This window comes from Martinezella sp. CNPSo 3957 (genome assembly GCF_057784395.1).
In genome coordinates, this window is record NZ_JBXSOU010000008.1 from 48429 (window position 1) to 71617 (window position 23189).

The 23189-nt window shown below is 58.9% G+C and carries 24 protein-coding genes and 1 tRNA gene; 10 read left to right on the plus strand and 15 right to left on the minus strand.

Features of this window, described 5'->3' with window-relative positions:
* The first annotated feature begins 135 nt into the window (after positions 1-135).
* Together ilvA and AC13QE_RS19070 are read left to right on the plus strand one after the other, a co-directional pair.
* Entirely contained in the window at positions 136-1386 is a 1251-nt protein-coding gene (gene ilvA, locus AC13QE_RS19065; RefSeq protein WP_488484853.1) for a threonine ammonia-lyase, read from the plus strand.
* Between the two features lie 37 nt (positions 1387-1423).
* Complete coding sequence (locus tag AC13QE_RS19070; RefSeq protein ID WP_132716437.1) at positions 1424-1762, plus strand: HlyU family transcriptional regulator; 339 nt, start codon at positions 1424-1426, stop codon at positions 1760-1762.
* Positions 1763-1873: 111 nt separating this feature from the next.
* On the opposite strand, the gene AC13QE_RS19075 is transcribed toward AC13QE_RS19070, so the two are convergent.
* Positions 1874-2650, minus strand: coding sequence for an SDR family NAD(P)-dependent oxidoreductase (locus AC13QE_RS19075; RefSeq protein WP_488484854.1), 777 nt, complete (start codon positions 2648-2650; stop codon positions 1874-1876).
* Between the two features lie 105 nt (positions 2651-2755).
* On the opposite strand from AC13QE_RS19075, the gene AC13QE_RS19080 reads away from it, so the two are divergent.
* Positions 2756-3337, plus strand: coding sequence for a TetR/AcrR family transcriptional regulator (locus AC13QE_RS19080; protein ID WP_488484855.1), 582 nt, complete (start codon positions 2756-2758; stop codon positions 3335-3337).
* Between the two features lie 54 nt (positions 3338-3391).
* Here AC13QE_RS19080 and AC13QE_RS19085 read toward each other — a convergent pair whose 3' ends face one another.
* Complete coding sequence (locus tag AC13QE_RS19085) at positions 3392-4006, minus strand: FMN-dependent NADH-azoreductase (RefSeq protein WP_132716440.1); 615 nt, start codon at positions 4004-4006, stop codon at positions 3392-3394.
* A gap of 136 nt (positions 4007-4142) precedes the next feature.
* On the opposite strand from AC13QE_RS19085, the gene AC13QE_RS19090 reads away from it, so the two are divergent.
* On the plus strand, positions 4143-5111 hold the full coding sequence (locus AC13QE_RS19090) for a LysR family transcriptional regulator (RefSeq protein WP_488484856.1): 969 nt from the start codon (positions 4143-4145) through the stop codon (positions 5109-5111).
* A gap of 44 nt (positions 5112-5155) precedes the next feature.
* Here the strand turns inward: AC13QE_RS19090 and AC13QE_RS19095 are convergent, their stop codons facing one another.
* Both AC13QE_RS19095 and AC13QE_RS19100 read right to left on the minus strand, forming a co-directional pair.
* Complete coding sequence (locus tag AC13QE_RS19095; RefSeq protein WP_488484857.1) at positions 5156-7144, minus strand: bifunctional 2',3'-cyclic-nucleotide 2'-phosphodiesterase/3'-nucleotidase; 1989 nt, start codon at positions 7142-7144, stop codon at positions 5156-5158.
* Between the two features lie 137 nt (positions 7145-7281).
* The gene (locus tag AC13QE_RS19100; RefSeq protein WP_112337591.1) at positions 7282-7641 is read right to left on the minus strand and encodes a PilZ domain-containing protein; all 360 of its coding nucleotides are present in this window, start codon (positions 7639-7641) and stop codon (positions 7282-7284) included.
* A gap of 159 nt (positions 7642-7800) precedes the next feature.
* Between AC13QE_RS19100 and AC13QE_RS19105 the strand changes: the two genes are divergently transcribed.
* Positions 7801-8604 carry an endonuclease/exonuclease/phosphatase family protein gene (locus tag AC13QE_RS19105; protein WP_488484858.1) on the plus strand — a complete coding sequence of 268 codons (804 nt, stop codon included), beginning with the start codon at positions 7801-7803 and terminating at the stop codon, positions 8602-8604.
* A 6-nt stretch (positions 8605-8610) separates the two neighbouring features.
* On the opposite strand, the gene AC13QE_RS19110 is transcribed toward AC13QE_RS19105, so the two are convergent.
* Positions 8611-9072: an Lrp/AsnC family transcriptional regulator gene (locus AC13QE_RS19110; RefSeq protein ID WP_488484859.1), complete on the minus strand. Its 462-nt coding sequence runs from the start codon at positions 9070-9072 to the stop codon at positions 8611-8613.
* Positions 9073-9224: 152 nt separating this feature from the next.
* On the opposite strand from AC13QE_RS19110, the gene ald reads away from it, so the two are divergent.
* Positions 9225-10343, plus strand: coding sequence for an alanine dehydrogenase (gene ald, locus AC13QE_RS19115; RefSeq protein WP_095434729.1), 1119 nt, complete (start codon positions 9225-9227; stop codon positions 10341-10343).
* Between the two features lie 17 nt (positions 10344-10360).
* Here the strand turns inward: ald and AC13QE_RS19120 are convergent, their stop codons facing one another.
* From AC13QE_RS19120 to AC13QE_RS19140, 5 genes are all read right to left on the minus strand, one after another.
* Entirely contained in the window at positions 10361-10870 is a 510-nt protein-coding gene (locus AC13QE_RS19120) for a DUF1203 domain-containing protein (protein ID WP_488484860.1), read from the minus strand.
* An 81-nt stretch (positions 10871-10951) separates the two neighbouring features.
* Entirely contained in the window at positions 10952-11566 is a 615-nt protein-coding gene (locus AC13QE_RS19125; RefSeq protein ID WP_488484861.1) for a GNAT family N-acetyltransferase, read from the minus strand.
* Positions 11521-12378 (minus strand): 3-mercaptopyruvate sulfurtransferase, encoded by an 858-nt coding sequence (gene sseA, locus AC13QE_RS19130; protein WP_488484862.1) that lies wholly within the window; start codon positions 12376-12378, stop codon positions 11521-11523. The genes AC13QE_RS19125 and sseA overlap by 46 nt, the downstream gene beginning before the upstream one ends.
* 59 nt (positions 12379-12437) lie before the next feature.
* Positions 12438-13175: an alanyl-tRNA editing protein gene (locus AC13QE_RS19135; RefSeq protein ID WP_488484863.1), complete on the minus strand. Its 738-nt coding sequence runs from the start codon at positions 13173-13175 to the stop codon at positions 12438-12440.
* A gap of 4 nt (positions 13176-13179) precedes the next feature.
* The gene (locus tag AC13QE_RS19140) at positions 13180-14220 is read right to left on the minus strand and encodes a cysteine synthase A (protein WP_112415176.1); all 1041 of its coding nucleotides are present in this window, start codon (positions 14218-14220) and stop codon (positions 13180-13182) included.
* A gap of 306 nt (positions 14221-14526) precedes the next feature.
* On the opposite strand from AC13QE_RS19140, the gene AC13QE_RS19145 reads away from it, so the two are divergent.
* Entirely contained in the window at positions 14527-15357 is an 831-nt protein-coding gene (locus AC13QE_RS19145) for an SDR family NAD(P)-dependent oxidoreductase (protein ID WP_488484864.1), read from the plus strand.
* A gap of 44 nt (positions 15358-15401) precedes the next feature.
* Here the strand turns inward: AC13QE_RS19145 and AC13QE_RS19150 are convergent, their stop codons facing one another.
* Positions 15402-16430 (minus strand): methyltransferase, encoded by a 1029-nt coding sequence (locus tag AC13QE_RS19150; RefSeq protein WP_488484865.1) that lies wholly within the window; start codon positions 16428-16430, stop codon positions 15402-15404.
* 574 nt (positions 16431-17004) lie between these two features.
* Here AC13QE_RS19150 and AC13QE_RS19155 point away from each other — a divergent pair.
* The gene (locus AC13QE_RS19155; protein ID WP_488484866.1) at positions 17005-18117 is read left to right on the plus strand and encodes a sn-glycerol-3-phosphate import ATP-binding protein UgpC; all 1113 of its coding nucleotides are present in this window, start codon (positions 17005-17007) and stop codon (positions 18115-18117) included.
* A 188-nt stretch (positions 18118-18305) separates the two neighbouring features.
* Here the strand turns inward: AC13QE_RS19155 and AC13QE_RS19160 are convergent, their stop codons facing one another.
* The 3 genes from AC13QE_RS19160 to AC13QE_RS19170 form a co-directional block, all read right to left on the minus strand.
* Positions 18306-19220 carry an ABC transporter permease subunit gene (locus AC13QE_RS19160; protein WP_488484867.1) on the minus strand — a complete coding sequence of 305 codons (915 nt, stop codon included), beginning with the start codon at positions 19218-19220 and terminating at the stop codon, positions 18306-18308.
* A 7-nt stretch (positions 19221-19227) separates the two neighbouring features.
* Positions 19228-20112 (minus strand): ABC transporter permease subunit, encoded by an 885-nt coding sequence (locus AC13QE_RS19165; protein WP_132716453.1) that lies wholly within the window; start codon positions 20110-20112, stop codon positions 19228-19230.
* A gap of 98 nt (positions 20113-20210) precedes the next feature.
* On the minus strand, positions 20211-21563 hold the full coding sequence (locus AC13QE_RS19170) for an extracellular solute-binding protein (RefSeq protein ID WP_132716454.1): 1353 nt from the start codon (positions 21561-21563) through the stop codon (positions 20211-20213).
* 325 nt (positions 21564-21888) lie between these two features.
* Between AC13QE_RS19170 and AC13QE_RS19175 the strand changes: the two genes are divergently transcribed.
* Positions 21889-22446, plus strand: coding sequence for a sugar O-acetyltransferase (locus AC13QE_RS19175; protein ID WP_488484868.1), 558 nt, complete (start codon positions 21889-21891; stop codon positions 22444-22446).
* 10 nt (positions 22447-22456) lie between these two features.
* Here AC13QE_RS19175 and AC13QE_RS19180 read toward each other — a convergent pair whose 3' ends face one another.
* A complete protein-coding gene (locus AC13QE_RS19180) occupies positions 22457-22768 on the minus strand; it encodes a hypothetical protein (protein WP_488485008.1) in 312 nt (103 codons plus the stop codon).
* A gap of 116 nt (positions 22769-22884) precedes the next feature.
* On the opposite strand from AC13QE_RS19180, the gene AC13QE_RS19185 reads away from it, so the two are divergent.
* Positions 22885-22959, plus strand: a tRNA-Asn gene (locus AC13QE_RS19185).
* Positions 22960-23189: the final 230 nt, after the last annotated feature.

Sequence of the window (23189 nt, forward strand, 5' to 3'; positions counted from 1 at the left end):
AGGGGCATAAATAGTTAATGACTCGTCAGTGCGGCGAATACCGCTATCGCAGGTCCGAAAGCGCGATAAACAGGCTTTCTTTGCTCATCTTTCCTATGCGATAGCGAAGGCGGATTGAAGAAGGACGGATAGACCGTGGATAAACAGACTGTTCTCGAAGCTACAGAGGCCATGCGCGGCCTCTTTCCTGCAACGCCGCTGCAGCTGAACGAGCATCTTTCCGCGCGTTATGGCGCCGATATCTGGCTGAAGCGCGAAGATCTGACGCCGGTCCGGTCCTACAAGATCCGGGGTGCCTTCAACTTCTTCCGCAAGGTGATTGCCGAGGGCGGTACGGGAAAGACATTCGTCTGCGCATCCGCCGGCAATCACGCTCAGGGCTTTGCCTTCGTCTGCCGCCATTTCGGCGTGCCGGGCGTGGTCTATATGCCCGTCACGACGCCGCAACAGAAGATCGACAAGACCCGCATCTTCGGCGGCGAGTTCATCACCATCAAGCTCTTCGGCGATTTCTTCGATCAGTGCTACCAGGCGGCGCGCGAGCATGTCGAAAAGATCGACGGCGTCATGGTGCCGCCTTTCGATCACGCCGATATCATCGAAGGGCAGGCGACGGTCGCAGCCGAGATCGCCGAGCAATTGCCTGAGGGTATTATCCCCGACCACATCTTGCTTCCCGTCGGCGGTGGAGGCCTTGCGGCCGGGATCACCGGTTACTTTGCCGATACGCTTCCCCGTGATGCCTTCACCTTCGCCGAACCCGCCGGCGCGCCGAGCCTGCGCCGCAGCATCGAGGCGGGGCAGGTGATCACGCTTGCCAAGGTCGATAATTTCGTCGATGGCGCTGCCGTGGGCCGGATCGGCGAGCTGAACTTCGCCGCGCTCAAGGACTTCGCGGCCGAGCAGGTGAAGCTCATCGAGGAAAACGCCATCTGCGTCACCATCACCGATATGCTGAATGTCGAAGGCGTGGTGCTGGAGCCGGCCGGCGCTCTGGCGATCACGGCGCTGGAAAAGCTCGATCGCGAGGCCATCCGTGGCAAGACGATCGTCGCGGTCGTCTCCGGCGGCAATTTCGATTTCGAGCGCCTGCCTGACGTCAAGGAGCGCGCCATGCGCTATGCGGGCTTGAAGAAATACTTCATCCTGCGCCTGGCGCAGCGCCCCGGCGCGCTTCGCGATTTCCTCAACATGCTCGGACCGGAAGACGATATCGCCCGCTTCGAATATCTGAAGAAGAGCGCCCGCAATTTCGGCTCCATCCTGATCGGCATCGAGACGAAGAATCCGGATAATTTCAAACAGCTTATCGCGAACTTTGAAAGTTCCGGCATGGGCTATGAGGACATCACCGAAAACGAGATCCTGGCAAACCTGATCATTTGACTTTGCGACCCTCCAACCTTCATGCTAAAGGCGATCCATGGCTTCGTTCATTTCAAATATCCTTTCGATTTTCACCGGTGGCGCATCGCAAGCGGGCACTGAAAAGTCCGGCGGCTCGACAGTCAGCGTCGAACCCCAGGTGCATGCCGGCTGCACGATCTATGCGACGCCGCAGCGCGAGGGCAATCAGTTCCGCCTTATGGGCCGGATTGAGAAGGATGTGAACGGCGAGATCCTGGTGCGCAATTTTATCCGCGCCGATGTCTTCACCTCGTCGGATGACGCGGTGGAATCGACCTTCCGCAAGGGCCAGCAGATCATCGATCAAAACGGGGCCGGCCTCTTCGGCGACGGCGAAAAGGTTCGCCAGGTCTGATCGTCAGGCGAATCCCCTTAGCATGCGCTTGATGCAGGGCCGCCTCCCGCATGTGCTTTTGGCGGCCCAGAATACTCTCTGAAATCGAAACTGATTGGATTTTCGCAAGGCTCAAGCCGTGCGGAAAATCTTCGCGCCGGCGGGGGCGTTGACGGCGCCGCCGTCGACCGTGATTTCGATCGCCGTGACATTGGCGGAATCGTCGGAGGCGAAGTAGAGCGCGGCCTTGGCGATTTCATCGGCTTCGCTCATGCGGCCGAGCGCACTCAGGCCGCCAAAGCGGGCCTGCAGCGCATCCAGGGCCTCCGGCGTGGCAGCGCGCGGGTCCCAGATCGGTGTCTTGGTGGCGCCCGGTGTGACCTGGTTGACGCGGATGCCGCGGGGCGCAAGCTCGGAAGCGAGATTGCGGGTCATGGCTCGAACGGCGCCCTTCGTGCCCGCATAGGCCGACGCGCCGGGAATGCCGAGAACGGCATGCACGGAGCCGTTCAGGATTACCGAGCCGCCATCGTTCAGATGTGGCAGGGCGGCCTGCACGGTGAAGAAGACGCCGGTGAAATTGATGCGGACGATGGTTTCGAACTGCTCGAGCGTCGTTTTGCCGAGCGGCGTATCGCCGGCTATGCCGGCATTGGCAAAGACCACATCGAATTTTCCAAGCTTCTCCGCAGCCTCGGCAAAGGCCCTCTCCATCGCCGGGATATCGGTCGTGTCAGCCTGCAATGCCAGCACGCCGCCGCCGAGTTGCTCGGCTGCTGCGGCCAGTGTCTTGGCGTTGCGGCCTGTTATGGCGACCTTGGCGCCTTCGGCGAGGAAGAGGCGGGCGGTGGCAAGGCCAATACCGCTGTTTCCGCCGGTGATGACGGCAACCTTGTTCTTGAGACGCATATTCGTAGCTCCTGTTGGCTTTTGTCACGATCTGGATTATGATCGTTATCTATAAGGATTATGATCGTAATCCATTTTGTCAAGCCGGGCATGAAAGGATTTTCGATGGGCCGCTCACAATTGGAAAAGCAGAAGACGCACGAACGCATCGTGACGCTCGCAGCCAAACGTCTGCGTGAGGAGGGATTGGAAGGGATTGGCGTCGCCGATCTGATGAAGGAAGCGGGTCTGACGGTCGGCGGTTTCTACAAGCACTTCGCCTCACGCGATGAACTTGTGGCGGAAGCCGTCGAATCCGCGATCGGGTCATGGCGGCGGCAGCAGGAGGAAAAGGGGATCATCCCCGAGACCATCTCGCTCAACGATTATGTCGATACCTATCTCAGCGAAGGTCACCGGGATCATTGCGGCGAGGGCTGCGCCTATGCGGCACTGACGGCGGATTTGGCGCGTAGCAGCGATACGGTCCGCGCGGTTGCGACGGAAGGCCTGCGACGGAATTTCAATGCCATGACGGCGCGCATGCCGGAGCCGGAAACTGCCGAAGCCAGGCGCAAGGCGATCATCGCGTCGTGCCTGATGACCGGAGCGCTCGGCCTCGCGCGCGTGGCGGATGACGAGGCTCTTTCGGCCGAAATTCTGGAGACCGTGAAGCAGTTCGTAAAGGCACTGCCGCAGGCACAATAGCAAAGCGGCCGGTTTTAACCCCGGCCGCCTGTGATCATCTGAATAAGTAATTGATTAAGCGGCGAGAGCCAGCTCGGAAGCGCGAGCCTGGGCAGCGCCGATGGCCTTCTCAGCAGCTTCCGGACCGAAGGCGACGCCTTCGATGTAAACGGTCTCGACATCGGTGATGCCGATGAAGCCGAGAACCGACTTGAGGTAAGGAACGGCATGGTTCAGCGGTGCAGCCGGGCCTTGCGAGTAAACGCCGCCGGAAGCGAGCACGATGTAGGCCTTCTTGCCGGTTACCAGACCCTTCGGGCCGGTTTCCGTGTAGGTGAAGGTGCGGCCGGCGCGGGCGACGTTGTCGATCCAGGTCTTCAGCGAGGAATAGATGTTGAAGTTGATGAGGCCGGTGCCGATGACGAGGGTGTCGGCTGCCAGCAGCTCGTCGACGAGCGCGTCGGAAACCTTGATCAGTTCCTGCTGCTCGGGCGTGCGTGCATCAGCCGGCGTGCGGATGGCGGCCGTGAAGGGGCCATCGATGTGCGGCAGGTTGTCGGCAGCGAGGTCGCGGTGAACCAGCGTCTTGCCCGGATTGTTGGACTTGATCTTCTCGGCCAGCTCGGTGGCGATCTTGGTGGAGAGCGAGTCCGGACGCGGGCTGGAGGTCAGAAGCAGAATGGAGGACATATCCGTTTTCCTTTTCAATGAGTTGCTAAATCGGCTGGGAGAGTCCGATCATGTTCGCCTCCATAAATAAGTCGTCAGTGCTATCGAGAAAAACTGTGATAATATGGATTGGAATTATCGATAGAATGGATGGCAGATGCTCCCCAATCCCACCCTTGACCAATTGCAGGTCTTTCTGACGGTCGCCGAGTCAGGCAGTTTCTCCGCCGCCTCGCGTGCGCTCAACCGCGCGCAATCGGTCATCAGCTACACGATCGCCAATCTGGAGGCTCAGCTCGAAATGCCGCTGTTCGAGCGCTCCGGATCGCGCCAACCGAGGCTGACGGATGCGGGCAGGGTGATGCTGGAGGATGCGCGCCGCATTCTTTCCGATCTGCAAGTGATGCGCGCCAGGGTGAAGGGTTTGAAGACCGGGCTCGAGGCGGAGGTGGCCGTCGCCATCAGCGTCATGGTGCCGGTTCATGCCACCGTCGACGTGCTGCGCGAATTCCGTGATCGTTTCCCTTACGTCTCCCTGCGGCTCGACACCGGCGAACTCGGCTCGATGCTCGAGCTTGTCACAAGCGGCAAGTCGACGATCGGTATCGGCGGCTCGGTGGTGAAACAGGATGATGCTTTGGTGATCGAGCGCATCGGACATTCCTTCATGATGCCGGTTGCCGCCCCCACCCATCCGCTCGCTATGCTCGGACGACCGCTGACGCTTGCCGACGTGCGCGAAGAAGTGCAGCTGGTCGTCACCGATGCGTCAAACCTCACGAATGGCAAGGATTTCAACGTCCTGTCCTACAAGATCTGGCATCTGAGCGACATTGCCACCAAGCATCAGCTTATCCGAGGTGGTCTTGGTTGGGGCGGCCTGCCGGCCTCGTTCATCATGGAGGATTTGCAGAAGGGCAGGCTGGTGCCTTTGGCTCTCGATGCCTATGACCAGAGCGAATATCCGCTCTATGCGATCCGCAAGGTTGATAACCCTCCAGGCCCTGCGGCTGCGTGGATGATCGAGGCTTTCCGGGATCGTCTGTCGCGATGCCCGAATCAGGATGACTTCAAGTCCGCCGTCGAGATGTTCCATCCAGGCGACAAGCGCCTAGCGGCGGAGTGAAAAGTCCTCTCCCCGATGAGAGGAGAGGACGATAGCATCCGTGATTACAGCACCAGCCGGTAGCTGCGGAAGCCGTCGGCACCTTCGCCGGCATCTTCGATCTTCACGCTCTTGACCTGATCAAGGAAATCCTTGGCCTTCGGCGAACTCTGGAACCGGACGGTCGTGTCCGCCAGCGGCTTGAAGGTCCAGTTGCCGTCGGCGGTCGGGTTGATCGTGCCCTGCTCGTGGACATAGCGCACGATAACGTCGCGGTTGGTGTCCGGCGCCTGATAGACCACCTTGTCCGCCGCGATTTCCGGGAAGTTGCCGCCACCGCCGGCGCGGTAGTTGTTGGTGACGACCAGGAACTTCTGTGCGGGGTCGATCGGCTTGCCACCGAACTGCAGGTTCTGGATGCGGTTTGCATCGGCATTCAGAACCTTGCCGTCATCGCCGAAGCGGCGCGGCTGCGAGAGGTCGATCTGGTAGGTGACGCCGTCGATGACATCGAAATTGTAGGAGGGGAAGCTGCTGTTGATCAGATCCGCATCCTTGGCGCCGGGCTGCACCTGGTTGAACATCGCAGCCGACATTTCCAGCCAGTTCTTGACCTGCGCGCCGTTGATGACGACGGCCTGCACGGTGTTCGGGTAGAGGTAGAGATCGGCGACGTTCTTGATGGCGATATTGCCGGCGGGAACATCCGTATAATAATCGGCGCCGTTGCGGCCGCCGCATTTGAAGGGGGCAGCAGCCGAAAGAACCGGCAGGTCCTTGTACTGCGTCTCCTTCAATATGTTCTTGATGTACCAGATCTGCGCCTGGCTGACGATCTGGACAGAGGGATCGTCGGCGACCAGGGCGAAGTAGGAATAGAGCGGCGCGGAGGTCTTGCCGACAGGTGTGCGGACATAGGTCAGCGTCGCCTCATGCTCCGCCTTGGCGGCTTCGACGACTTCCTTCTTGTCGGCGACATCGGCGACGACCTTCTTCTTGTCGTCGCGATGGTAGATCGGGCGTGCCTCGGAAGTAAAGTCGACGATCTTCCAGCTCTTGCCGTCCTTTTCGAGCAGCAGGTCGATGAGGCCGAGATGCGAACCCCAGAAGCCGGCCATGACGGCGGGCTTGCCATGCAGCGTTCCCTTGATTGGATCGGCGTCCTTGATGCCGTCCCAGGTCTTCGGGCCAGGGAAGACGAGATGCTGGTGGCCGGTGAAGACAGCGTCGATGCCGTCGACCGCGGCGACATAGAGCGAGGCGTTTTCCATCTTCTCGCTCTGGCCGCTGCCGTCGATGCCGGAATGAGAGAGGGCGATGATGATATCGGCGCCTTCTGCCTTCATGACCGGGACCCAGGCCTTGGCGGCTTCGACGATATCGCGCGTCTGCGCCTTGCCTTCGAGGTTCTTGATGTCCCAGAGCATGATCTGTGGCGGCACGAAGCCGATGAAGCCGATCTTGATCGGGCTTTCATTGCCGGCGCCGTCCTTGATCTTCTTTTCGAGGATCAAATAGGGTTTGAAGAACAGGTCGTCCTTGGTGGGGTCGGAGGCAAGTTGGCCCTTGGTCAGGTTGGCGCAGACGAAGGGGAAGTTCGCGCCGGCCAGCACCTTGAACATGAAGTCGAGGCCGTAGTTGAATTCGTGGTTGCCGAGCGTGCCTACGGAATAGCCGAGCGTGTTCATCGCCTTGATGACAGGATGGACGTCGCCGTCCTTCATGCCGTGCTGATAGGCCATGTAATCGCCCATCGGATTGCCCTGGAGCACGTCGCCATTGTCGATGAGGAGCGAATTGGTGGCTTCGGCGCGGATATTGTCGATGATCGTTGCCGTACGCGTCAGGCCCATCGTGTCGTTCGGCTTGTCGGCATAATAGTCATAGGGGAAGACGTTGACGTGAATGTCGGTCGTTTCCATAAGGCGCAGATGCGCCTGGTTGCTCGCAGCGCGGGCGGCGAAAGGATGCAGCACGATCAGCGCCGCTGTGGCACTGAGGCCTTGCAGCAGGGAACGGCGCGACATGCTGGGCAAATCCAGAATGGAAGACATAAAACACTCCTTCAACGATGGGGCTATGGTCCGTCGATCATCTCTCGGGCGAGGGAGATTAGGACGATTTTTGAAGGTGTGCACCAGGAATGTGACAGGCTTATTGTGGATCGTAGCCGGCTCACGCCGACATGCTATCAACGTTTGAGAACCGGCTTCATGTCCTTGTGGAAAAAGCGGAAATAGGACGCGACCTTAGCCGAGGCATTGGACGAGCGGTCGAATTCGATGCCGATGCGGCCGTTGTGAGCCCAGCGCACGAAACCATCCAGGAGGCCGATGTCGTCGCATTCGACGCGAACCTTGCTGCCAGCGGCGGCATAAAGCGGCGCCTGCAGATCGAGCGCGATGCCGCTGGTCGAAATATCGACAACGCGGCCGGTAACAAGCTTGGTGAAATATCGAACCTGGCCCATGAGCCGCGCATGGTGGCGCGACGAGCCGCGCGTCTTGATTTTCAGATTGCCCTGAATGGGAGATTTCGAAGAGAACTGCATGATGTTGTCCCGGCTCATCCGTCTTTTCTCGCTTTGGATATCAGATGTGCCTTGCGGGATGTTTAGCATAATCGCTAAAATTGTAGCCGGGCGTCCCGAATCGGTACCGCATCGCGATGGCCGCTGCGATCGGCGGTGTGACTATGAGAGGTGCAGGATATGCGTATCGTTTCATTGAATGCATGGGGCGGCCGGCTGCATGAGCCGCTAGTCCCCTATCTCGTTGATATCGATGCGGATGTTCTCTGCCTACAGGAAATGGTTCGCACGCAGGGAGCAGAGGCCGATTGGCTGGTCTATCGCGATCACGGCATCGAGCTCTTGCAGCGCGCCAATCTCTTCGAGGAACTGAAGGCTGCTTTGCCGGCTCACGATGCTTTCTTCCTCCCCGTAGCGCGAGGCGACCTTTTCGATGGGGACCGGCGATTCGATTCCGAGTTCGGACTGGCAACCTTCGTGCGCCGGACCTATCCGGTCATCGGCCAGGCAGCCGCCTTCGTTCATGGTGAATTCTCGGCTGATGGCTATGGGCCTCATCCGCGTTCGCGCAATGCCCATTGCATCCGCCTGTTCGACTATGAGCGCGGCTACCCGATCACGATTGCCCATATGCATGGCCTGCGGGATCTGGAAGGAAAGGGTGACACGCCCGCTCGTCGTCATCAGGCAAACGCGTTGGTCGATCTCATCCGGCAAGTAAAGCACGAGGGTGACAGGCTCGTCGTCTGCGGCGATTTCAACCTGCTGCCCGGCAGCGAGACCTTCGATATTCTCGGCTCACTTGGCCTTATTGATCTCGTCACTTCGCGGGGACATGATGACACGCGCACGTCCCATTACAAGAAGCAACCGCGCTTTGCCGACTACATGCTGGTGACGTCCAATGTCGAGGTGATCACTTTCGATCCTGTCGCAGAGCCTGAAGTCTCGGATCACCGCGCTTTGCTGTTGGATTTGAAATAGGAAAGGTCACAGGCCGACGTTTGGCCGGTCGATGATTTCGCGCAGCGCGAAGCTCGAATTGATCTTCACGACATGAGGCAGGGCCGAGAGCCAGTCGCGATGGATGCGTTCGTAGTCCTCAAGGTCGCGCGCGGCGACCCGCAATATGTAGTCGTATTCGCCCGACATGAGGTAGCAGGACAGCACGTTGGGGCAGCGTTTTACCGCCGTTTCGAATTCCGAAAGCGTCTTGGCGAACTGGCCGGACAGCGAGATGTGTACGAAGGCGATCATCTTGTAATCAAGCGCCTTGTGCGAGAGATGCGCGTGATAGCCGTCGATGACGCCGCTCTTTTCCAGAATATCGAGCCGCCGCGAACAGGCCGAGGGTGAAAGACCAACCTTCTCGGCCAGTTCCGCATTGGTGATCCGGGCATTCTGCTGAAGTATCCGCAGAATCGAATGATCTATGGCATCTAGGTCGGACATTCGAAGAACTTTCGAAAAAACTCCTGTTCGCGCAATAAATCACGAAAAATGACGGCAGCGCAAATCGTCTTTGCAAGGACATTGCGGCGCGGTGGTGGTCTGATTTCAGTTGGAGAAAATGAAAGACGCAAAAGCATTCGAGGAGGAATGAAATGCGCGTTGGCTGCCCGAAGGAAATCAAGAACCACGAATACCGCGTCGGTCTGACGCCCGCGTCCGTTCGCGAATATGTCGCTCATGGCCATGAAGTCTGGGTCGAGACCAAGGCCGGTGCCGGCATCGGTGCCGACGATCATGCCTACATTGCCGCAGGCGCCAAGATCGCCGCAAGCGCCAAGGATATTTTCGAGAAGTGCGACATGATCGTGAAGGTCAAGGAGCCGCAGCCCTCCGAATGGGCGCAGCTTCGCGAGGGACAGCTTCTTTACACCTATCTGCATCTTGCGCCCGATCCGGAGCAGACCAAGGGGTTGCTCGCCTCGGGCGTCACCGCCGTTGCCTATGAAACTGTGACCGATGAGCGCGGCGGCCTGCCGCTGCTGGCGCCGATGTCCGAGGTTGCCGGCCGCCTGTCGATCCAGGCGGGTGCGACGGCTCTGCAGAAGGCCAATGGCGGCCTCGGCATCCTGCTCGGCGGCGTGCCCGGCGTGCTGCCGGCCAAGGTAGCGATCATCGGCGGCGGCGTCGTCGGCCTGCATGCCGCCAAGATGGCGGCCGGCCTCGGCGCCGATGTCAGCATCCTCGATCGCTCGCTGCCGCGCCTGCGCCAGCTCGACGACATCTTCAACGGCCGCGTCCATACGCGCTATTCCAGCATCCAGGCTCTGGAAGAAGAGGTCTTTTCCGCCGATCTCGTCATCGGTGCCGTGCTGATCCCCGGCGCCGCCGCACCGAAGCTGGTCACGCGCGAAATGCTATCGGGCATGAAGCAGGGCTCGGTCATCGTCGATGTCGCCATCGACCAGGGTGGCTGCTTCGAGACCTCGCATGCAACGACGCATTCCGATCCGACCTATGTGGTCGAAGGCGTCGTGCATTATTGTGTCGCCAACATGCCCGGTGCGGTTCCCGTCACCTCGGCGCATGCCTTGAACAACGCCACGATCTATCACGGCTTGGCGCTTGCTGATCGTGGCCTGCGTGCCATCGCGGAAGACAAGCATCTCCGCAATGGCCTCAATGTGCATAAGGGCCGCATCACGAACCGGCCGGTGGCCGAAGCGCTCGGCTATGAGGCCGTTGCGCCGGAGAGCATTCTGAACGTCGCGTAAAGCCCATCGCGCGGACGTCAGATGGAGGCGCCGGCATCCGCGTATGCCGGCGCTCCTATTTTATCGATCCGGCATTGATAGCAATTGTTGCGGGCCGAGCGGACGTGGACATAGGCGATGTCGGGACGTTCGAGCAACGAAGCCGCATAGGCTGGGATGTCATCGGTGGGTGTCACGGCGCCAGTTCCGTAAACGATGCGGTCGTTCTTCCCATAGCCACGAACGATGAAATCCTTGCTGGTCATCAGCACCGGCGGCAGGACTTCTTCCGCTTCGTAACGTTGGCACGGAGTCTTATGCAGGAAGATCGGACCCGTCTCCGCATAGGGCTGCAATTCCGGGAAGGGGCGATAGGCGAAGACGAACAGCTCTTCGCCGGCATCGATATTGCGCAGGCAATGGCGGCAGGGATGGCCTGGACCATCGGAAATCATCGTCTCCGGCTGGTGACCATAGGCATCTGCGCCGCCGTTCCACAGAAGTTCGGCGTCGGACGTAGGCATGGCTGCAAAGGCGATGGAAATCATGGCAAAGCTCCTTTCGAGATTTGCCATGTGATGCGCCGGCGCGAGGCGCGAAGCCACCCGATTCCTGCGGCTACAGCGCCCCTAGCCCTTCTTGGCGAGCTCGAGCAGTTCCTTGTCGCTCAGCGGCCTGACGATGCCTTCTCCGGTCGAAATCGGCGAAAATCCGAACATCTGATAGAGCTGCAATGCCCTTGGATGATCGAGATTGTTCGTCGTCGTCACGATCCGCTGCGGGTTCAGCGTCCAGATGGCATAGAGCGACTGCAGCAGGAACCATTTGCCGATTCCGAGGCCGAGCGTGTTTTCGATGAGGCCGAAATGGCTGAGCTCGATCGTCTCGTCGTCCTGGCGGAAATATTCGAAGAATCCGCCCGGCGCGCCGTTGACGTAAAGCACGCTAATATCGTTGCGCCGGTCGTGAAGGACAGCGGTCAGTTGCTCGTCGGAGAGGCGCAGACGCTCCACCCAATGCCAGCGGGCACCGACCTGACGATAGAGATAGCGGTAGAAGGGCAACGGAATACCGGGCGCGCGCATGATCGCGGTCTGGATATTGACCGGCACCGGCAGGCTGGCCTTGGGCGGCGCGGTCATTTCCAGACGGGTGATGTGAACTTTGATCGACGAGGGCGTCTTCACGGCTATGATGCTCAATCTTGACCGGTGACGATAGGCGTATCCGCCCGGCTGCCCCATTCCGACCAGGAGCCGTCATAGAGCTTGTTGTTGCCATGGCCGAGGGATTCGAGCGCCAGCGTGATGATGGCGGCGGTAATGCCGGAGCCGCAGGTTGTCACGACGGGCTTTTCGAGATCTATGCCGGCATTCTCGATGGTTTCCCTCAATTCCGGCAGCGACTTGAACTTGCCGTTCGTGGCGAAGACGCCGGATGGCAGACTTTTTGCGCCCGGCATATGACCCGAGCGCATGCCTTCGCGCGGCTCCGGTTCGGTTGCCGCAAAGCGGCCCGCGCTGCGGGCATCGGCGATCTGCAGGGAACGGCTGTCGACGATTTCTCGCATCTCGTCGAGCGAAACGACGCGATCGGCATTGAACTTCGGCTTGAATGTCGCGGGCGCGAAGCTAGGCGTCGCCGTCTCCAGCGGCCGACCCTCGGCCTTCCAGCCATCCAGGCCGCCATCCAGTACGAAGACATTCGGCGCGCCCATGACGATGTGGAACAGCCACCAGACGCGCGGCGAGGCAAACAGGCCGGGACCGTCATAAATGACGATGCGATCGCTCTCGCTGATGCCGAGCTTGCCGACCTCTGCCGCGAAGAATTCGGGCGAGGGGACCATATGCGGCAGGTTCGTTGAATGGTCTGATATCTTGTCCTGGTCGAAGCGGATCGCGCCCGGAATATGGCCGCTGGCATATTCGGCATCGGCATCGCGCTTCTGTGCCGGCAGATAAAAGGATGCATCGAGGATGCGCAGATCTTTGGCGCCCAGCTCGCTCTGCAGCCAGTCGGCGGATACGACGAAACGGCTCTTGTCCGCTGCCATGATGATCACTCCCTGCTTTGGTTTATTGGTCTTTATATCGAGATATAGGCGCTTGCCGGTCAATTCTCGTCGGTCGGCGCGCCGAAACGGATACGGAAGCGGCGGTTTTCCTTGCCCTTCTTCTCGATCTTGGCGATGTGGATCGCGCCGACCTCCTGCGTTTCCGACACATGCGTGCCGCCGCAAGGCTGGCTGTCGATGGCTGAATCCTCGCCGATGCAGACGAGGCTGACGCGGCCAAGGCCCATCGGCGGGCGTACATTCTTGGATTTGACGATGCCGGGATTGGCGATCAGCTCCCCGTCGGTAATCCAGCGGACGAAGACGGGGTGGTTCTCGTTGACGAGCGCCATCATCTTCGCCGTTACCTCGTCCTTGTCGATCGTCTCGCCCATGTCGAAATCGACCCGGCTCTCATCCTCGCCGACCGCCGCGCCCGTGATCGGATAGGGGCAGACCACCGAAAGCAGATGGCAGGCCGTATGCATGCGCATCAGCTTGTAGCGCCGCGCCCAATCGATATGCAGCACCAGCTTCTCACCAACGATGGGCAAGGGCTGATTTTCGAGCGGGACATGAATGATGATGTCCTTGATCGGCCCATGCTTCGTTTGACCGAGCATGATCCTCGAGCCGTCGCCGCGCTCGAGGAAACCGGTATCGCCAGGCTGTCCGCCCGAAGTCGCATAAAAGCAGGTCTGATCGAGCTCGATGCCCCCGTCTTCGTGGATCGCGGTAACGACTGCTTCGGCCGTCGATAGATAGAAATCGTCACGATAGAGGGCATTGACGGTCATAAGATCACGCTGTTGTTTCGTAGGGGACGGCAATTTCAGTCCGCTTTTCCAAGTAGCCCGGCAGCGGCAGGCCCTTCGACTTCAGGAAGTCCGGATTGAAGAGCTTGGACTGATAGCGATTGCCGTAATCGCACAGGATGGTCACGATCGTATGTCCGGGACCGAGATCCCTGGCGAGACGAACCGCACCGGCAATATTGATGGCAGTCGAGCCGCCTAGGCATAGGCCTTCGTATTCGACCAGATCGAAGACGTAGGGAAGCGCTTCGGCATCGGTGACCTGATAGGCGAAATCGGGCGTGAAACCTTCCAGGTTCGCCGTGATGCGGCCCTGGCCGATGCCCTCGGTGATCGAAGAGCCGGAGGATTTCAGCTCGCCGTTCTTGTAAAATTCATAAAGGGCGGCACCTTCGGGGTCGGCAATACCGATCTTGATGTCCTTGTTAAAGGCATGCAGCCCCATGGCGACGCCGGCGAGCGTGCCGCCGGAACCGACCGAGCAGATGAAGCCGTCGATCTTGCCATCGGTATCGTACCAGATTTCCTTGGCGGTCGTCTCGATATGGGCCTGACGGTTGGCGACATTGTCGAACTGGTTGGCCCAGATCGCGCCGTTAGGCTCGGTCTTTGCGAGCTGCTCGGCCAGCCGGCCCGAGACCTTCACGTAGTTGTTCGGGTTCTTGTAGGGGACAGCGGGAACTTCCACCAGTTCGGCCCCAAGCAGTTTCAATGCATCCTTCTTTTCCTGGCTCTGTGTCTCAGGAATGACGATGACGGTGCGGTAGCCGAGTGCCTTGGCAACCAGTGTCAGGCCGATGCCGGTATTGCCGGCCGTGCCCTCAACGATGACGCCGCCCGGCCTCAGCAGCCCCTTCTTCTCGGCGTCGCGGATGATGTAGAGCGCGGCGCGATCCTTCACCGATTGACCGGGATTGAGAAATTCGGCCTTGCCGAGAATGGTCGAGCCCGTCGCCTCGGAGGCGCCCTTGAGCTTGATCAACGGCGTATTGCCAATTGCTTCGAGGACGGACGGATGGACGGTCATTGGAATCTGCCTTCTGTTCGCAACTACTGTAAGAACGGTCTTTTCCCTTCACAAGGCGGGATAGGCAAGAAATTCTGTTCCTTGCTATCTATTCGCCTCGCAAAATTCGACTTGGCGGGCGTCTCGACCTCCCTCTTTCATCCAAGTCATCGGTCTCCAATTGGTGACATTTGGTGACATCGTTTTCCCGATGACGCCGTCAGTCTGGCCGAAAGCGGCCACAATGATGCGCTATTTCTAAAATGCCACGGACGGCCGCAGTTTAAGCGTTTGATGTAGGCGGCCGCCAAGCCAAGGAGAAGAGCCATGAGCCCGTTCATCGCACGTCCTGAACACGGAGTCGTCTGGATTACCGGCGCCAGTTCCGGTATTGGCCGCGCGCTCGCGCTGAAGCTGGCAGAAGAAGGCTACAAGGTCGCCGTTACGGCGCGCAGCCACGACAAGCTTCTGGCGCTGCAGGCCGAGGCAAGCGCGCTTGCAGGCAGCATTGTCGTGCTCGACGGCGATGTGACCGATACAGAGGACATGGAGCACACAGTTGCGGCAATTGAATATCAGCACGGCCCCATTGCCCTGGCGGTTCTGAACGCCGGCGTCTATTTGCCGGCACGGGGCGAAGATCTCAATCATGAAGTGTTCGAACGCAGTTTTGCCGTCAATCTCCATGGCGTCGTCAACTGCCTCGTTCCGGCGGTGCGGCATATGCGGGCGCGGGGATACGGCCAGGTTGCCCTTGTCTCATCCGTCGCCGGTTATGGCGGTCTACCCGGCGGTGCGGCTTACGGCGCCAGCAAGGCCGCGCTGATCAACATGGCGGAAAGCCTGAACTTCGAGCTCGATCGCATGGGCATCCGCATCCAGCTCATCACCCCGGGCTATGTCGACACGCCGTTGACGGCTCAAAATAAGTTCGACATGCCTGAGATCGTGTCGGCACAGGAGGCGGCTGACGCGATCGCCGCCGGGTTGAAATCATCATCCTTCGACATCAGTTTCCCGAAGAGCATGGTCTATCGGGCAAAGCTGCTGAAGTTTCTGCCCTATAGCGTGTATTTCAGGGTGCTCAGATATTTTCTCGGAATGAGCGATAAACGCCGGCGCGTCGGCCCGCACGTCACCGCGCATCCGGCCGAATAGCGCCATCCGTCATTTCCCGCTTTCACATGGTGTTGTTGCTGACCCTAAGCAACGGCCTCCACTACCCCCATGCTCGCATGCGGAGGATAGTGCGTACGAATGAATCGCCACCCAGAAGCTCTCAGAAGTGTCGCACACTCCCGTTCTGTCCTTTCCTTCACTGTACCCCAGCACATCATATGTATGTCAAAAAGCTTGGAAGAATGCGGTTGATTGCCTTCTGGGACTACATGTTCCACTACCATCAGCCGATTGCCGGGCTTCGCCTTCAGGCGGATATTGCGCAAGATCTGTTTGCATTCCTCGTCATTCCAGTCGTGCAAGATCATTTTCAGGCTGTAAATGTCCGCTTCGACAGGGACTTCCTTGAACATGTCGCCCGCAATGTAGCTGCACCGGTCTTCCAGCTTCATTTTGGGAGCCCACAGCTGATCGAACTCAGCGACTACTTCTGGCAGATCCAAGATAGTACCTGTGAGATGTAGGTAAACTTTAAGGAACGAACACATCATATGGCCGTGGCCACCCGCCACGTCGCACCATGTCCGAACGTCAGTGAAATCATAATCGCGCAGTGCTTCCAATGCCCACTGGGATTGCACTGCGGAAAAACCCGACATAGCACGCCCAAACACTGCACCGTATCCTTCGGGGTGCGATCGGGCATAATCGAATGCCATCTGGCCAAACTCACGCATGAAACCATTCTGGCGCCCATCTTTTACCATGGCCTGTACGTGTTTCCAAATGGCCCAGTGCTCGGCCCCGCCTTCAAGCATCGCCATATAGCGAAGAGAGTTCGGTACGTCGGTGCGCAGCGTTTCACCACTTTCGGTCAGCGTGAAACGCTTATCCGCCGTTTCGTCCAGAAGCCCCAGCGATGCGAGCGCACGCAGCAGCCTATAGAGCAATAAGTCATCTAAATGGGCTTGATCCGCAACTTCTTGAGCGCTGCGTGGCGCATGGCGATCAAGGTAATCGAACACACCCAGCTGCGCGGCAGCGCACAGTGTCTGGCTACCCCATTTCCACATAAAGATCATATCCGTCACTTGTTCCGATACAGTCTTCATTTCCTAACCCTCACAGGATTTCGTTCGGCTCTGATTGGTTCACATCTGCCTGTAGAAGTCTGCTTGATATGATGTGGGAAAAAAGCATTCCGCGATGAAACTGAGCGGTGTCGTGGAGACGGTCGGCACGGACCCCAACGATATTCGACTATGCCACACGGAATGCGAGTGTCAATCAACCACTCGCGTCTCTCTATCAGCTTCTAAAAACCTGAAGGCCCTGTCGAGATGGCCCTCTCTCAGGTTTGGAAAGAACCCCTGGAAATTTCGGAGCGCTACCTCTTTGTGAATATTTGCATGTTTGACGCGGCAACTACGCAAGCAGCCGCGGCGTGATCGACAATCGCCCAGATTTTTGCTGCCGGAACAAGCAGACGATATCTGTCGCGAAATGATTCCACCAATGCGCGTTTCATCGCGAAATAGCACCCCCAACTCTCGTGAGGAAATCCGGATGCAGTTTGTGATATAAGGGGTGCTTGTCACTGTTCTGTAATGCAAATTCGCTAGCAGTCCACCCGATTGACCGGCCCGGAATTGATGGGGCCAAAATTCACAGGCGGGGAAGATTAAAATGGCGGAAATCCGCATCGAACAAGTTCGCAAGGCCTATGGCCGCAATCCGGTCGTTCATGGCGTCGACCTGAATTTCCGATCGGGCGAATTTGTCGTCATTCTCGGACCTTCCGGCTGTGGCAAGTCCACGCTGCTGCGCATGATCGCCGGTCTCGAAGATATCACTTCGGGCGAGATCATCATCGATGGCAAGGTGGTCAATCAGCTCGAGCCGCGCGAGCGCGGCTGCGCCATGGTTTTCCAGAACTATGCGCTCTATCCTCACATGGATGTCGCAGCCAACATGGGCTATGCGCTCAAGGTCGCCGGCGTGCCGCGCGCCGAGCGCGACCGCCGCATCAGGGAAACCGCCAAGATCGTCGGCCTCGAGGATTTCCTGGCGCGCAAGCCGGCCGAGCTTTCCGGCGGTCAGCGCCAGCGCGTCGCCATGGGCCGCGCCATCATCCGTGAGCCGAAGGTCTTCCTTTTCGACGAACCGCTTTCCAATCTCGATGCCAAGCTGCGCGTGCAGATGCGCGTTGAAATCCGCCGCCTGCACAAGCGCCTGTCGGCGACATCGGTCTTCGTGACGCATGATCAGGTCGAGGCCATGACACTCGCCGACAAGCTGGTCGTCATGTACAAGGGTAATGTCGAGCAGGTCGGTACGCCGCTCGAGGTCTACAACACGCCGCGCACCCGTTTCGTCGGCTCCTTCATCGGCTCTCCGGCCATGAATTTCCTGGAAGGCACTTTCGCAGCCAATGGCGAGCAATTCATCTTCGACGGCATTCCGATCGCCATCGACGCCAACATCGGCAAGCGCCATGCCGGCCAGCCGGTCGCCCTCGGCCTCCGGCCCGAACATGCACGCCTCGTTCCTGCCGGCACGCCCGGTGCCATCCCGGCAACGGTCGATTTCGTCGAAGAACTCGGTGCCGGCCGTGTCATCCATTGCGATATCAACGGTTCAAGCTTCGCCGTCGCCGTTGCCGATCATACGACAGGCCAGACCGGTCAGTCGGTTGCGCTGGAACTGCCGCAGCAGCACACGCACCTCTTCGCCCAGGATACTGGGCTTCGGCTCGACGCCGTTGCTTCGGTCACGCCGCTGAAGGTGCTGGCGAGCTGATTTCAAACATACCTTTTCAATAGATATAGCCCGGAAGTTTTCCCGACTTCCGGGCTTTTTATGTGTCTGAGGTCGACTGAGTTTAAGTGCAAGTTGGGTTTGCGTGGGGATATTCCGGCACGATACAGATGAATACTCGATCGCAGGGGACAGCCGCGCCCGCAAATGCGGCGCGGCAAGAAACGAGATTACTTCTCGGTTGCGATCAGCCCACGAACGAACCAGCGCTGCATCAGCACGACGACGGCCAGCGGTGGCAGCATGACGATCAGCGTGCCGGCCATAGCGATGTGCCATTCCGGAAGGCCGCCGATGTTCGGGATGAGCTGCTTGAGTTCGGTCACGGCGGTTGCATGCGCCGGATCGGTGGTGACGAGCAACGGCCAGAGATACTGATTCCAGGCCCAGAGGAACATGATGGTGCCGAGGGCAGCCATATTGGTGCGCGACAGCGGCATCAGGATATCGATGAAGAAGCGCAGCGCACCGGCGCCGTCCATGCGAGCGGCTTCCGTCAGCTCATCCGGTATCGTCAGAAAGAACTGGCGATAGAGGAACGTACCGGTCGCCGTGGCGATCAACGGTAGGATCAGGCCGGGATAGGAATTGAGCAGCCCGAGGTTCAGCGAGACTTCGATGCCCGTAAGCTTTGCGATGAGCCATGTGATGCCGGTGAGGTCGAGCAGCCCCTGGTAGGGTGACAGGACGTTGGCGGCAACGGCATAGGTCGGCACGATACGCACTTCGAGCGGGAGCATGAGCGTTATGAAGATCAGCCAAAAAATAAAATGGCGCCCAGGATAGCGGAAATAGACCAGGGAGAAGGCCGTTATCGCCGAAATGAGCACCTTGCCCACCGCAACGCCGGTGGCGAAGATCAGGCTGTTCAGCAGCTTGGGGCCAAGATTGGCGGTCGTCCAGGCCGTCTTCATGTTGGCCCAGAAATCCGAGCCGGGGATCAGCGACATCGGCACTTTGTTGACGTCGGCGATGTTATGCGATGCCGCAATGGCGACGATAGCCAGCGGGCCTACGGCGATGATGAAGCCGATGAACAGGATCAGATGAGTGAAGAAATTAAGGATGGGGGTGCGCTCGATCATGTCAGCCTCAACGGTAATGCACGCGCTTCTCGATGAAGCGGAACTGGAAGATGGTCAGCAAGACGATCAGCAGCATGAGAATGATGCTTTGCGCCGCCGCCCCGGAAAAATCGAGACCTTTGAAGCCGTCTGAATAGATCTTGTAGACCATGAGGTTGGTCGAGTTGTGCGGGCCGCCCGATGTCATGATGTCGACGATGCCGAATGAATCCTGGAAGCTTTCGGTGATGTTGATGACGAGCAGGAAGAAGATCGTCGGCGTGATCAACGGGAACTGGATATCCCAGAAGCGGCGGAGCACGCCGGAGCCGTCCATGGCGGCCGCTTCGATCAGCGAGCGTGGAATGGCCTGGAAGGCGGCGAGAAAGAAGATGAAGCTGTAGCCGATATATTTCCAGGAGAAGGCGGCGATGACCGAGGCCATGGCGGCGTTGCCATCGAGACCCGGATCCCAAAATCCCGGCCAATAGTGATTGACGATGGACATGAAGCCGGCTTCAGGCGCCAGGATGAAGCGGAAGGCCATGGCCGATGCGGGAGCAGCGATGCCGTAAGGCCAGATGAGCACGACACGGTAGATTTTCGAGCCCCGCAGCTGCCGGTCGGTCAGTGCAGCGAGGATCAGCGCGACCACCATGGAAATCGCGGTGCTGATGGCTGCGAAGGCGATGCTGATCGTGACCGAGTTCCAGTAGTCGGAATTGGCAAGGATGGATCTGAAATTATCGAGCCCCACCCAGATATTGCCGCCGCCCCAGGGCTGCTGCAGCGTTAGGGACCAGAAGATCGCCTGACCGGCCGGCCAATAGAAAAAGGTGAAGATTAGGAGCAGCTGCGGCACTGCGAACAGGATGCCGACGCTCCACTTGTTGAAAGTTACTCGCTTTTCCATTGTCTCTTCCGGCTTGGAATTCCGATGGCACTCTTGCCCTCATAACGAACGTCCGCCGGGAAACCCCGACGGACGCTGCGTGGCACGAGTTCTGCTGCTTACGGCAGCTGCTTGCCCTTGTAGGTGGCTTCGAAGCGCTCGAGCACGGCATTGCCGTTCTTGGCGAGATTGTCGATGCCTTCCTGGACGCTGACCTTGTTGGCAAAGATGGCCTGCATCTGGTTGCCGAATTCAGCGCGGATCTGCGTGAAGTTGCCGAGACGGATACCGCGGGTAATCGGGGTCGGCTCGGAAGCGGTCAAGCTGGCGATGGCGACTTCGCGGCCCTTATAGGGAGCCTTGTCGTAGAAGCCGGAGGACTTCATGAATTCAAAACCGGAATTCGTAACCGGGATGTAGCCGGTATTGGTCGACCAGAAGAGAGCGGTCTTGGGGTCGTGGATGAAGTTCAGGAACGCAGCGGCGCCCTTGTATTCGTCAGCCGACTTGCCGGAGAGAACCCAAAGCGAAGCGCCGCCGACCAGCGAATTCTTGCGCTCGGTGCCGGCATAGACCGGAAGCTCGGCAACATCCCAGTTCATGCCGGCTTTCTGCGTCTTGCCAACCGTGCCGTGGTCGCCGACCGAGGTCATGATCATCTGGCAATCGCCCGCTGCAAAGGCCTGAACCATGTCCTGGCCGAGGTCCTTGGACTTGATCTTGATGAGGCCCTGATCGTACCAGCTTTTGAGGTCGGTCACATATTTGACGAACTTGGTCTTGTTGACCTCAAGGCGGGCGTCGAGGCCATCATAGCCGTTATTCTTTGTGGCGATCGGCTGATTGTGGATGGCAGAGAACTGTTCCATCAGCTGCCAGCTTTCGTTGCCGGAGATGTTGATGGCCATCGGGCAATCATAGCCGGCACCCTTAAGCGCCTTCATGTCTTCGGCGGCTTCTTCCCAGGTCTTCGGAGCGGCAGTCTTGCCGATCTTCGCGAAGGAGTCCTTGTTCCAGTAAAGCAGGGCGGTCGAGGAGTTGAACGGGAAGGAGAGCAGCTCGCCCTTCGACGTTGCATAGTAGCGTGCAATGCCGGGGAAATAGTCGTTCCAGTCGATCTTGTAACCGTTTTCGGACATCAGCTTGCCGGCCGGATAATAGGCACCGGAGAGCATCATGGTCGCAGTGCCGGCATCGTAGACCTGAACGATTGCGGGCTGCTTGCCGGCGCGGAAGGCGGCGATGGTGTTCTGCAGGGCGGCGTCATAGTTACCCTGGCTGACGCAGGAGACTTCATAATCCTTTTGGGAATCGTTGAAGTTCTTGCAGAGCGTCTGAACGACGCGCTCAAGGTCGCCCGACAGACCGAACCAGAAATCGAACTTGACCGGAGCTGCTGCAGCCGGCATCGCCAGAGCGACGCTCATGACGCCAGCGGCGGCGGCAGAAATGTAATTTTTAAGTTTCGACATATCCCTATTTCCTTTTGAAAGCTCGGAACCGGTGGTCTTGCGCAAGTCCGCGGTAGCGCGGGTTATAGACAAGCTGTGTGACAGTTTGTTGTGGGCAAGAATCCCGCATTGACGGGCTTTTTCACAAGGGCAGCGGCTCAATGGAGCAGCGTTCATTGCAGGATCGTGCATTTGAGGTTTTGCTAATCAAGGGATGTGGGCTGCGCACGTTCACCCATAGATTGCAGTGCGATCAAGAAGGCGCGATGGTCTTCCTTGCCTCTGCCCCGGGCGGTGTTGCAAGATCGCCGCCGGGACGTTTGGAAGGCATTAGAGGAATGAGAATATGGGTCTCGGCGAGCGGCAGAAAATGGCGGCGGGGGAGTGGTACTGTTGTTTCGATCCGGAACTCGATGCCTTGCGCTGGCAGGCACGCGAGGCTGTGCATGCACATAATACAATGCCGCCCGCCCAGCGCGGCAATCTTGCGCCGGCTTTGTCTGCGCTCTTTGCCGAGATCGGCGAGAGCGTCTTCATCGAGGCGCCGTTTCATTGCTCCTATGGAATCAATATCTCGCTCGGCCGCCGAGTCTACATGAATGCCGGCTGCACCATCCTCGACAGCGCCAGCGTCCGCATCGGCGAAGGCAGCATGCTGGGGCCGGGCGTCCATATCTATTGTGCCGAACATCATAAGGACGCTGAATTGCGCGGAGCGGGCATGGAGATCGCACGGCCGGTAACGATAGGTAGAAGCGTCTGGATCGGCGGTGGAGCGATCCTCGTCGGCGGCATTATGGTAGGCGATGGCGCGATCATCGGCGCCGGCGCGGTGGTCACCAGGGATGTTGCCGCCGGTGCCACTGTTGTCGGCAATCCGGCTCGGCCAGTTCGCGCGGGATAGGATAAAAGAGTTAGTTTGCCGGGCGGCGTTTTCGCGTCCACCATACGGCGAAGCGGCGGCGCCAGCGGCGCACCATGGGCATATCGTGCGAGAGCACGATGAAGCCCAATGGCAGCATCCAGAAACCGAGCACCGGCAAGAAGCCGAGCAGTCCGCCGAAAATCAGCGCTATCCCTACGCCGACGCGGGCAAGGCGCGATCGGGGCAGGGGGATTCTCACAGAGCCGAAAACCAGCTCGCGGGTCGCGGGATCAATGCCAAAACGGCGGGTTTTCCGGCCATTCCGATCGGCATTTGCTGTCGTTTTGCTTTGATCGGTCATCCACAGGAAATGGTGGCGGGAGGAAATAATGCAAGAGAATTCATTTTTTTTGAAAAAACCGCTTGGCAAATCGGGAAAGCATTTGTATTACCCCGCTCACACCGCGCCAAGCGCATTCCCTGGTAGCTCAGCGGTAGAGCATTCGACTGTTAATCGACAGGTCGCCGGTTCGAATCCGGCCCGGGGAGCCACTTTTTTCCACAGAACTGAAGTAGATAACGGCGCTAGAGCGCTCGGTTGGATGTAGTTCCGCTTCTGCGGTTCTCAAGGCTGGTCAATGTGGCCGGGCTTATAGCAGCGCATTTTTGCAGTTTTATTGCATCTGTCTCGCGGTAGTGATTTCCGCGGAGGCTCGTTCGGTTCGATCACCGCATCTTCGTTGACCTGTCTTTCCCATTCATGCCAGATTGCCGCCACTTGT

Bases quoted from the DNA above. Each gene is read 5' to 3' on its own strand.
- AC13QE_RS19150 (WP_488484865.1), bottom strand. From the start codon at position 16,430: ATGAAGACTGTATCGGAACAAGTGACGGATATGATCTTTATGTGGAAA.
- AC13QE_RS19105 (WP_488484858.1), top strand. From the start codon at position 7,801: ATGCGTATCGTTTCATTGAATGCATGGGGCGGCCGGCTGCATGAGCCG.
- AC13QE_RS19140 (WP_112415176.1), bottom strand. From the start codon at position 14,220: ATGACCGTCCATCCGTCCGTCCTCGAAGCAATTGGCAATACGCCGTTG.
- AC13QE_RS19100 (WP_112337591.1), bottom strand. From the start codon at position 7,641: ATGCAGTTCTCTTCGAAATCTCCCATTCAGGGCAATCTGAAAATCAAG.
- AC13QE_RS19170 (WP_132716454.1), bottom strand. From the start codon at position 21,563: ATGTCGAAACTTAAAAATTACATTTCTGCCGCCGCCGCTGGCGTCATG.
- AC13QE_RS19085 (WP_132716440.1), bottom strand. From the start codon at position 4,006: ATGTCCTCCATTCTGCTTCTGACCTCCAGCCCGCGTCCGGACTCGCTC.
- AC13QE_RS19080 (WP_488484855.1), top strand. From the start codon at position 2,756: ATGGGCCGCTCACAATTGGAAAAGCAGAAGACGCACGAACGCATCGTG.
- AC13QE_RS19135 (WP_488484863.1), bottom strand. From the start codon at position 13,175: ATGACCGTCAATGCCCTCTATCGTGACGATTTCTATCTATCGACGGCC.
- ald (WP_095434729.1), top strand. From the start codon at position 9,225: ATGCGCGTTGGCTGCCCGAAGGAAATCAAGAACCACGAATACCGCGTC.
- AC13QE_RS19145 (WP_488484864.1), top strand. From the start codon at position 14,527: ATGAGCCCGTTCATCGCACGTCCTGAACACGGAGTCGTCTGGATTACC.
- AC13QE_RS19155 (WP_488484866.1), top strand. From the start codon at position 17,005: ATGGCGGAAATCCGCATCGAACAAGTTCGCAAGGCCTATGGCCGCAAT.
- AC13QE_RS19125 (WP_488484861.1), bottom strand. From the start codon at position 11,566: ATGGGGCAGCCGGGCGGATACGCCTATCGTCACCGGTCAAGATTGAGC.
- AC13QE_RS19090 (WP_488484856.1), top strand. From the start codon at position 4,143: ATGCTCCCCAATCCCACCCTTGACCAATTGCAGGTCTTTCTGACGGTC.
- AC13QE_RS19095 (WP_488484857.1), bottom strand. From the start codon at position 7,144: ATGTCTTCCATTCTGGATTTGCCCAGCATGTCGCGCCGTTCCCTGCTG.
- sseA (WP_488484862.1), bottom strand. From the start codon at position 12,378: ATGGCAGCGGACAAGAGCCGTTTCGTCGTATCCGCCGACTGGCTGCAG.
- AC13QE_RS19175 (WP_488484868.1), top strand. From the start codon at position 21,889: ATGGGTCTCGGCGAGCGGCAGAAAATGGCGGCGGGGGAGTGGTACTGT.
- AC13QE_RS19075 (WP_488484854.1), bottom strand. From the start codon at position 2,650: ATGCGTCTCAAGAACAAGGTTGCCGTCATCACCGGCGGAAACAGCGGT.
- AC13QE_RS19180 (WP_488485008.1), bottom strand. From the start codon at position 22,768: ATGACCGATCAAAGCAAAACGACAGCAAATGCCGATCGGAATGGCCGG.
- AC13QE_RS19110 (WP_488484859.1), bottom strand. From the start codon at position 9,072: ATGTCCGACCTAGATGCCATAGATCATTCGATTCTGCGGATACTTCAG.
- AC13QE_RS19165 (WP_132716453.1), bottom strand. From the start codon at position 20,112: ATGGAAAAGCGAGTAACTTTCAACAAGTGGAGCGTCGGCATCCTGTTC.
- AC13QE_RS19070 (WP_132716437.1), top strand. From the start codon at position 1,424: ATGGCTTCGTTCATTTCAAATATCCTTTCGATTTTCACCGGTGGCGCA.
- AC13QE_RS19120 (WP_488484860.1), bottom strand. From the start codon at position 10,870: ATGATTTCCATCGCCTTTGCAGCCATGCCTACGTCCGACGCCGAACTT.
- AC13QE_RS19160 (WP_488484867.1), bottom strand. From the start codon at position 19,220: ATGATCGAGCGCACCCCCATCCTTAATTTCTTCACTCATCTGATCCTG.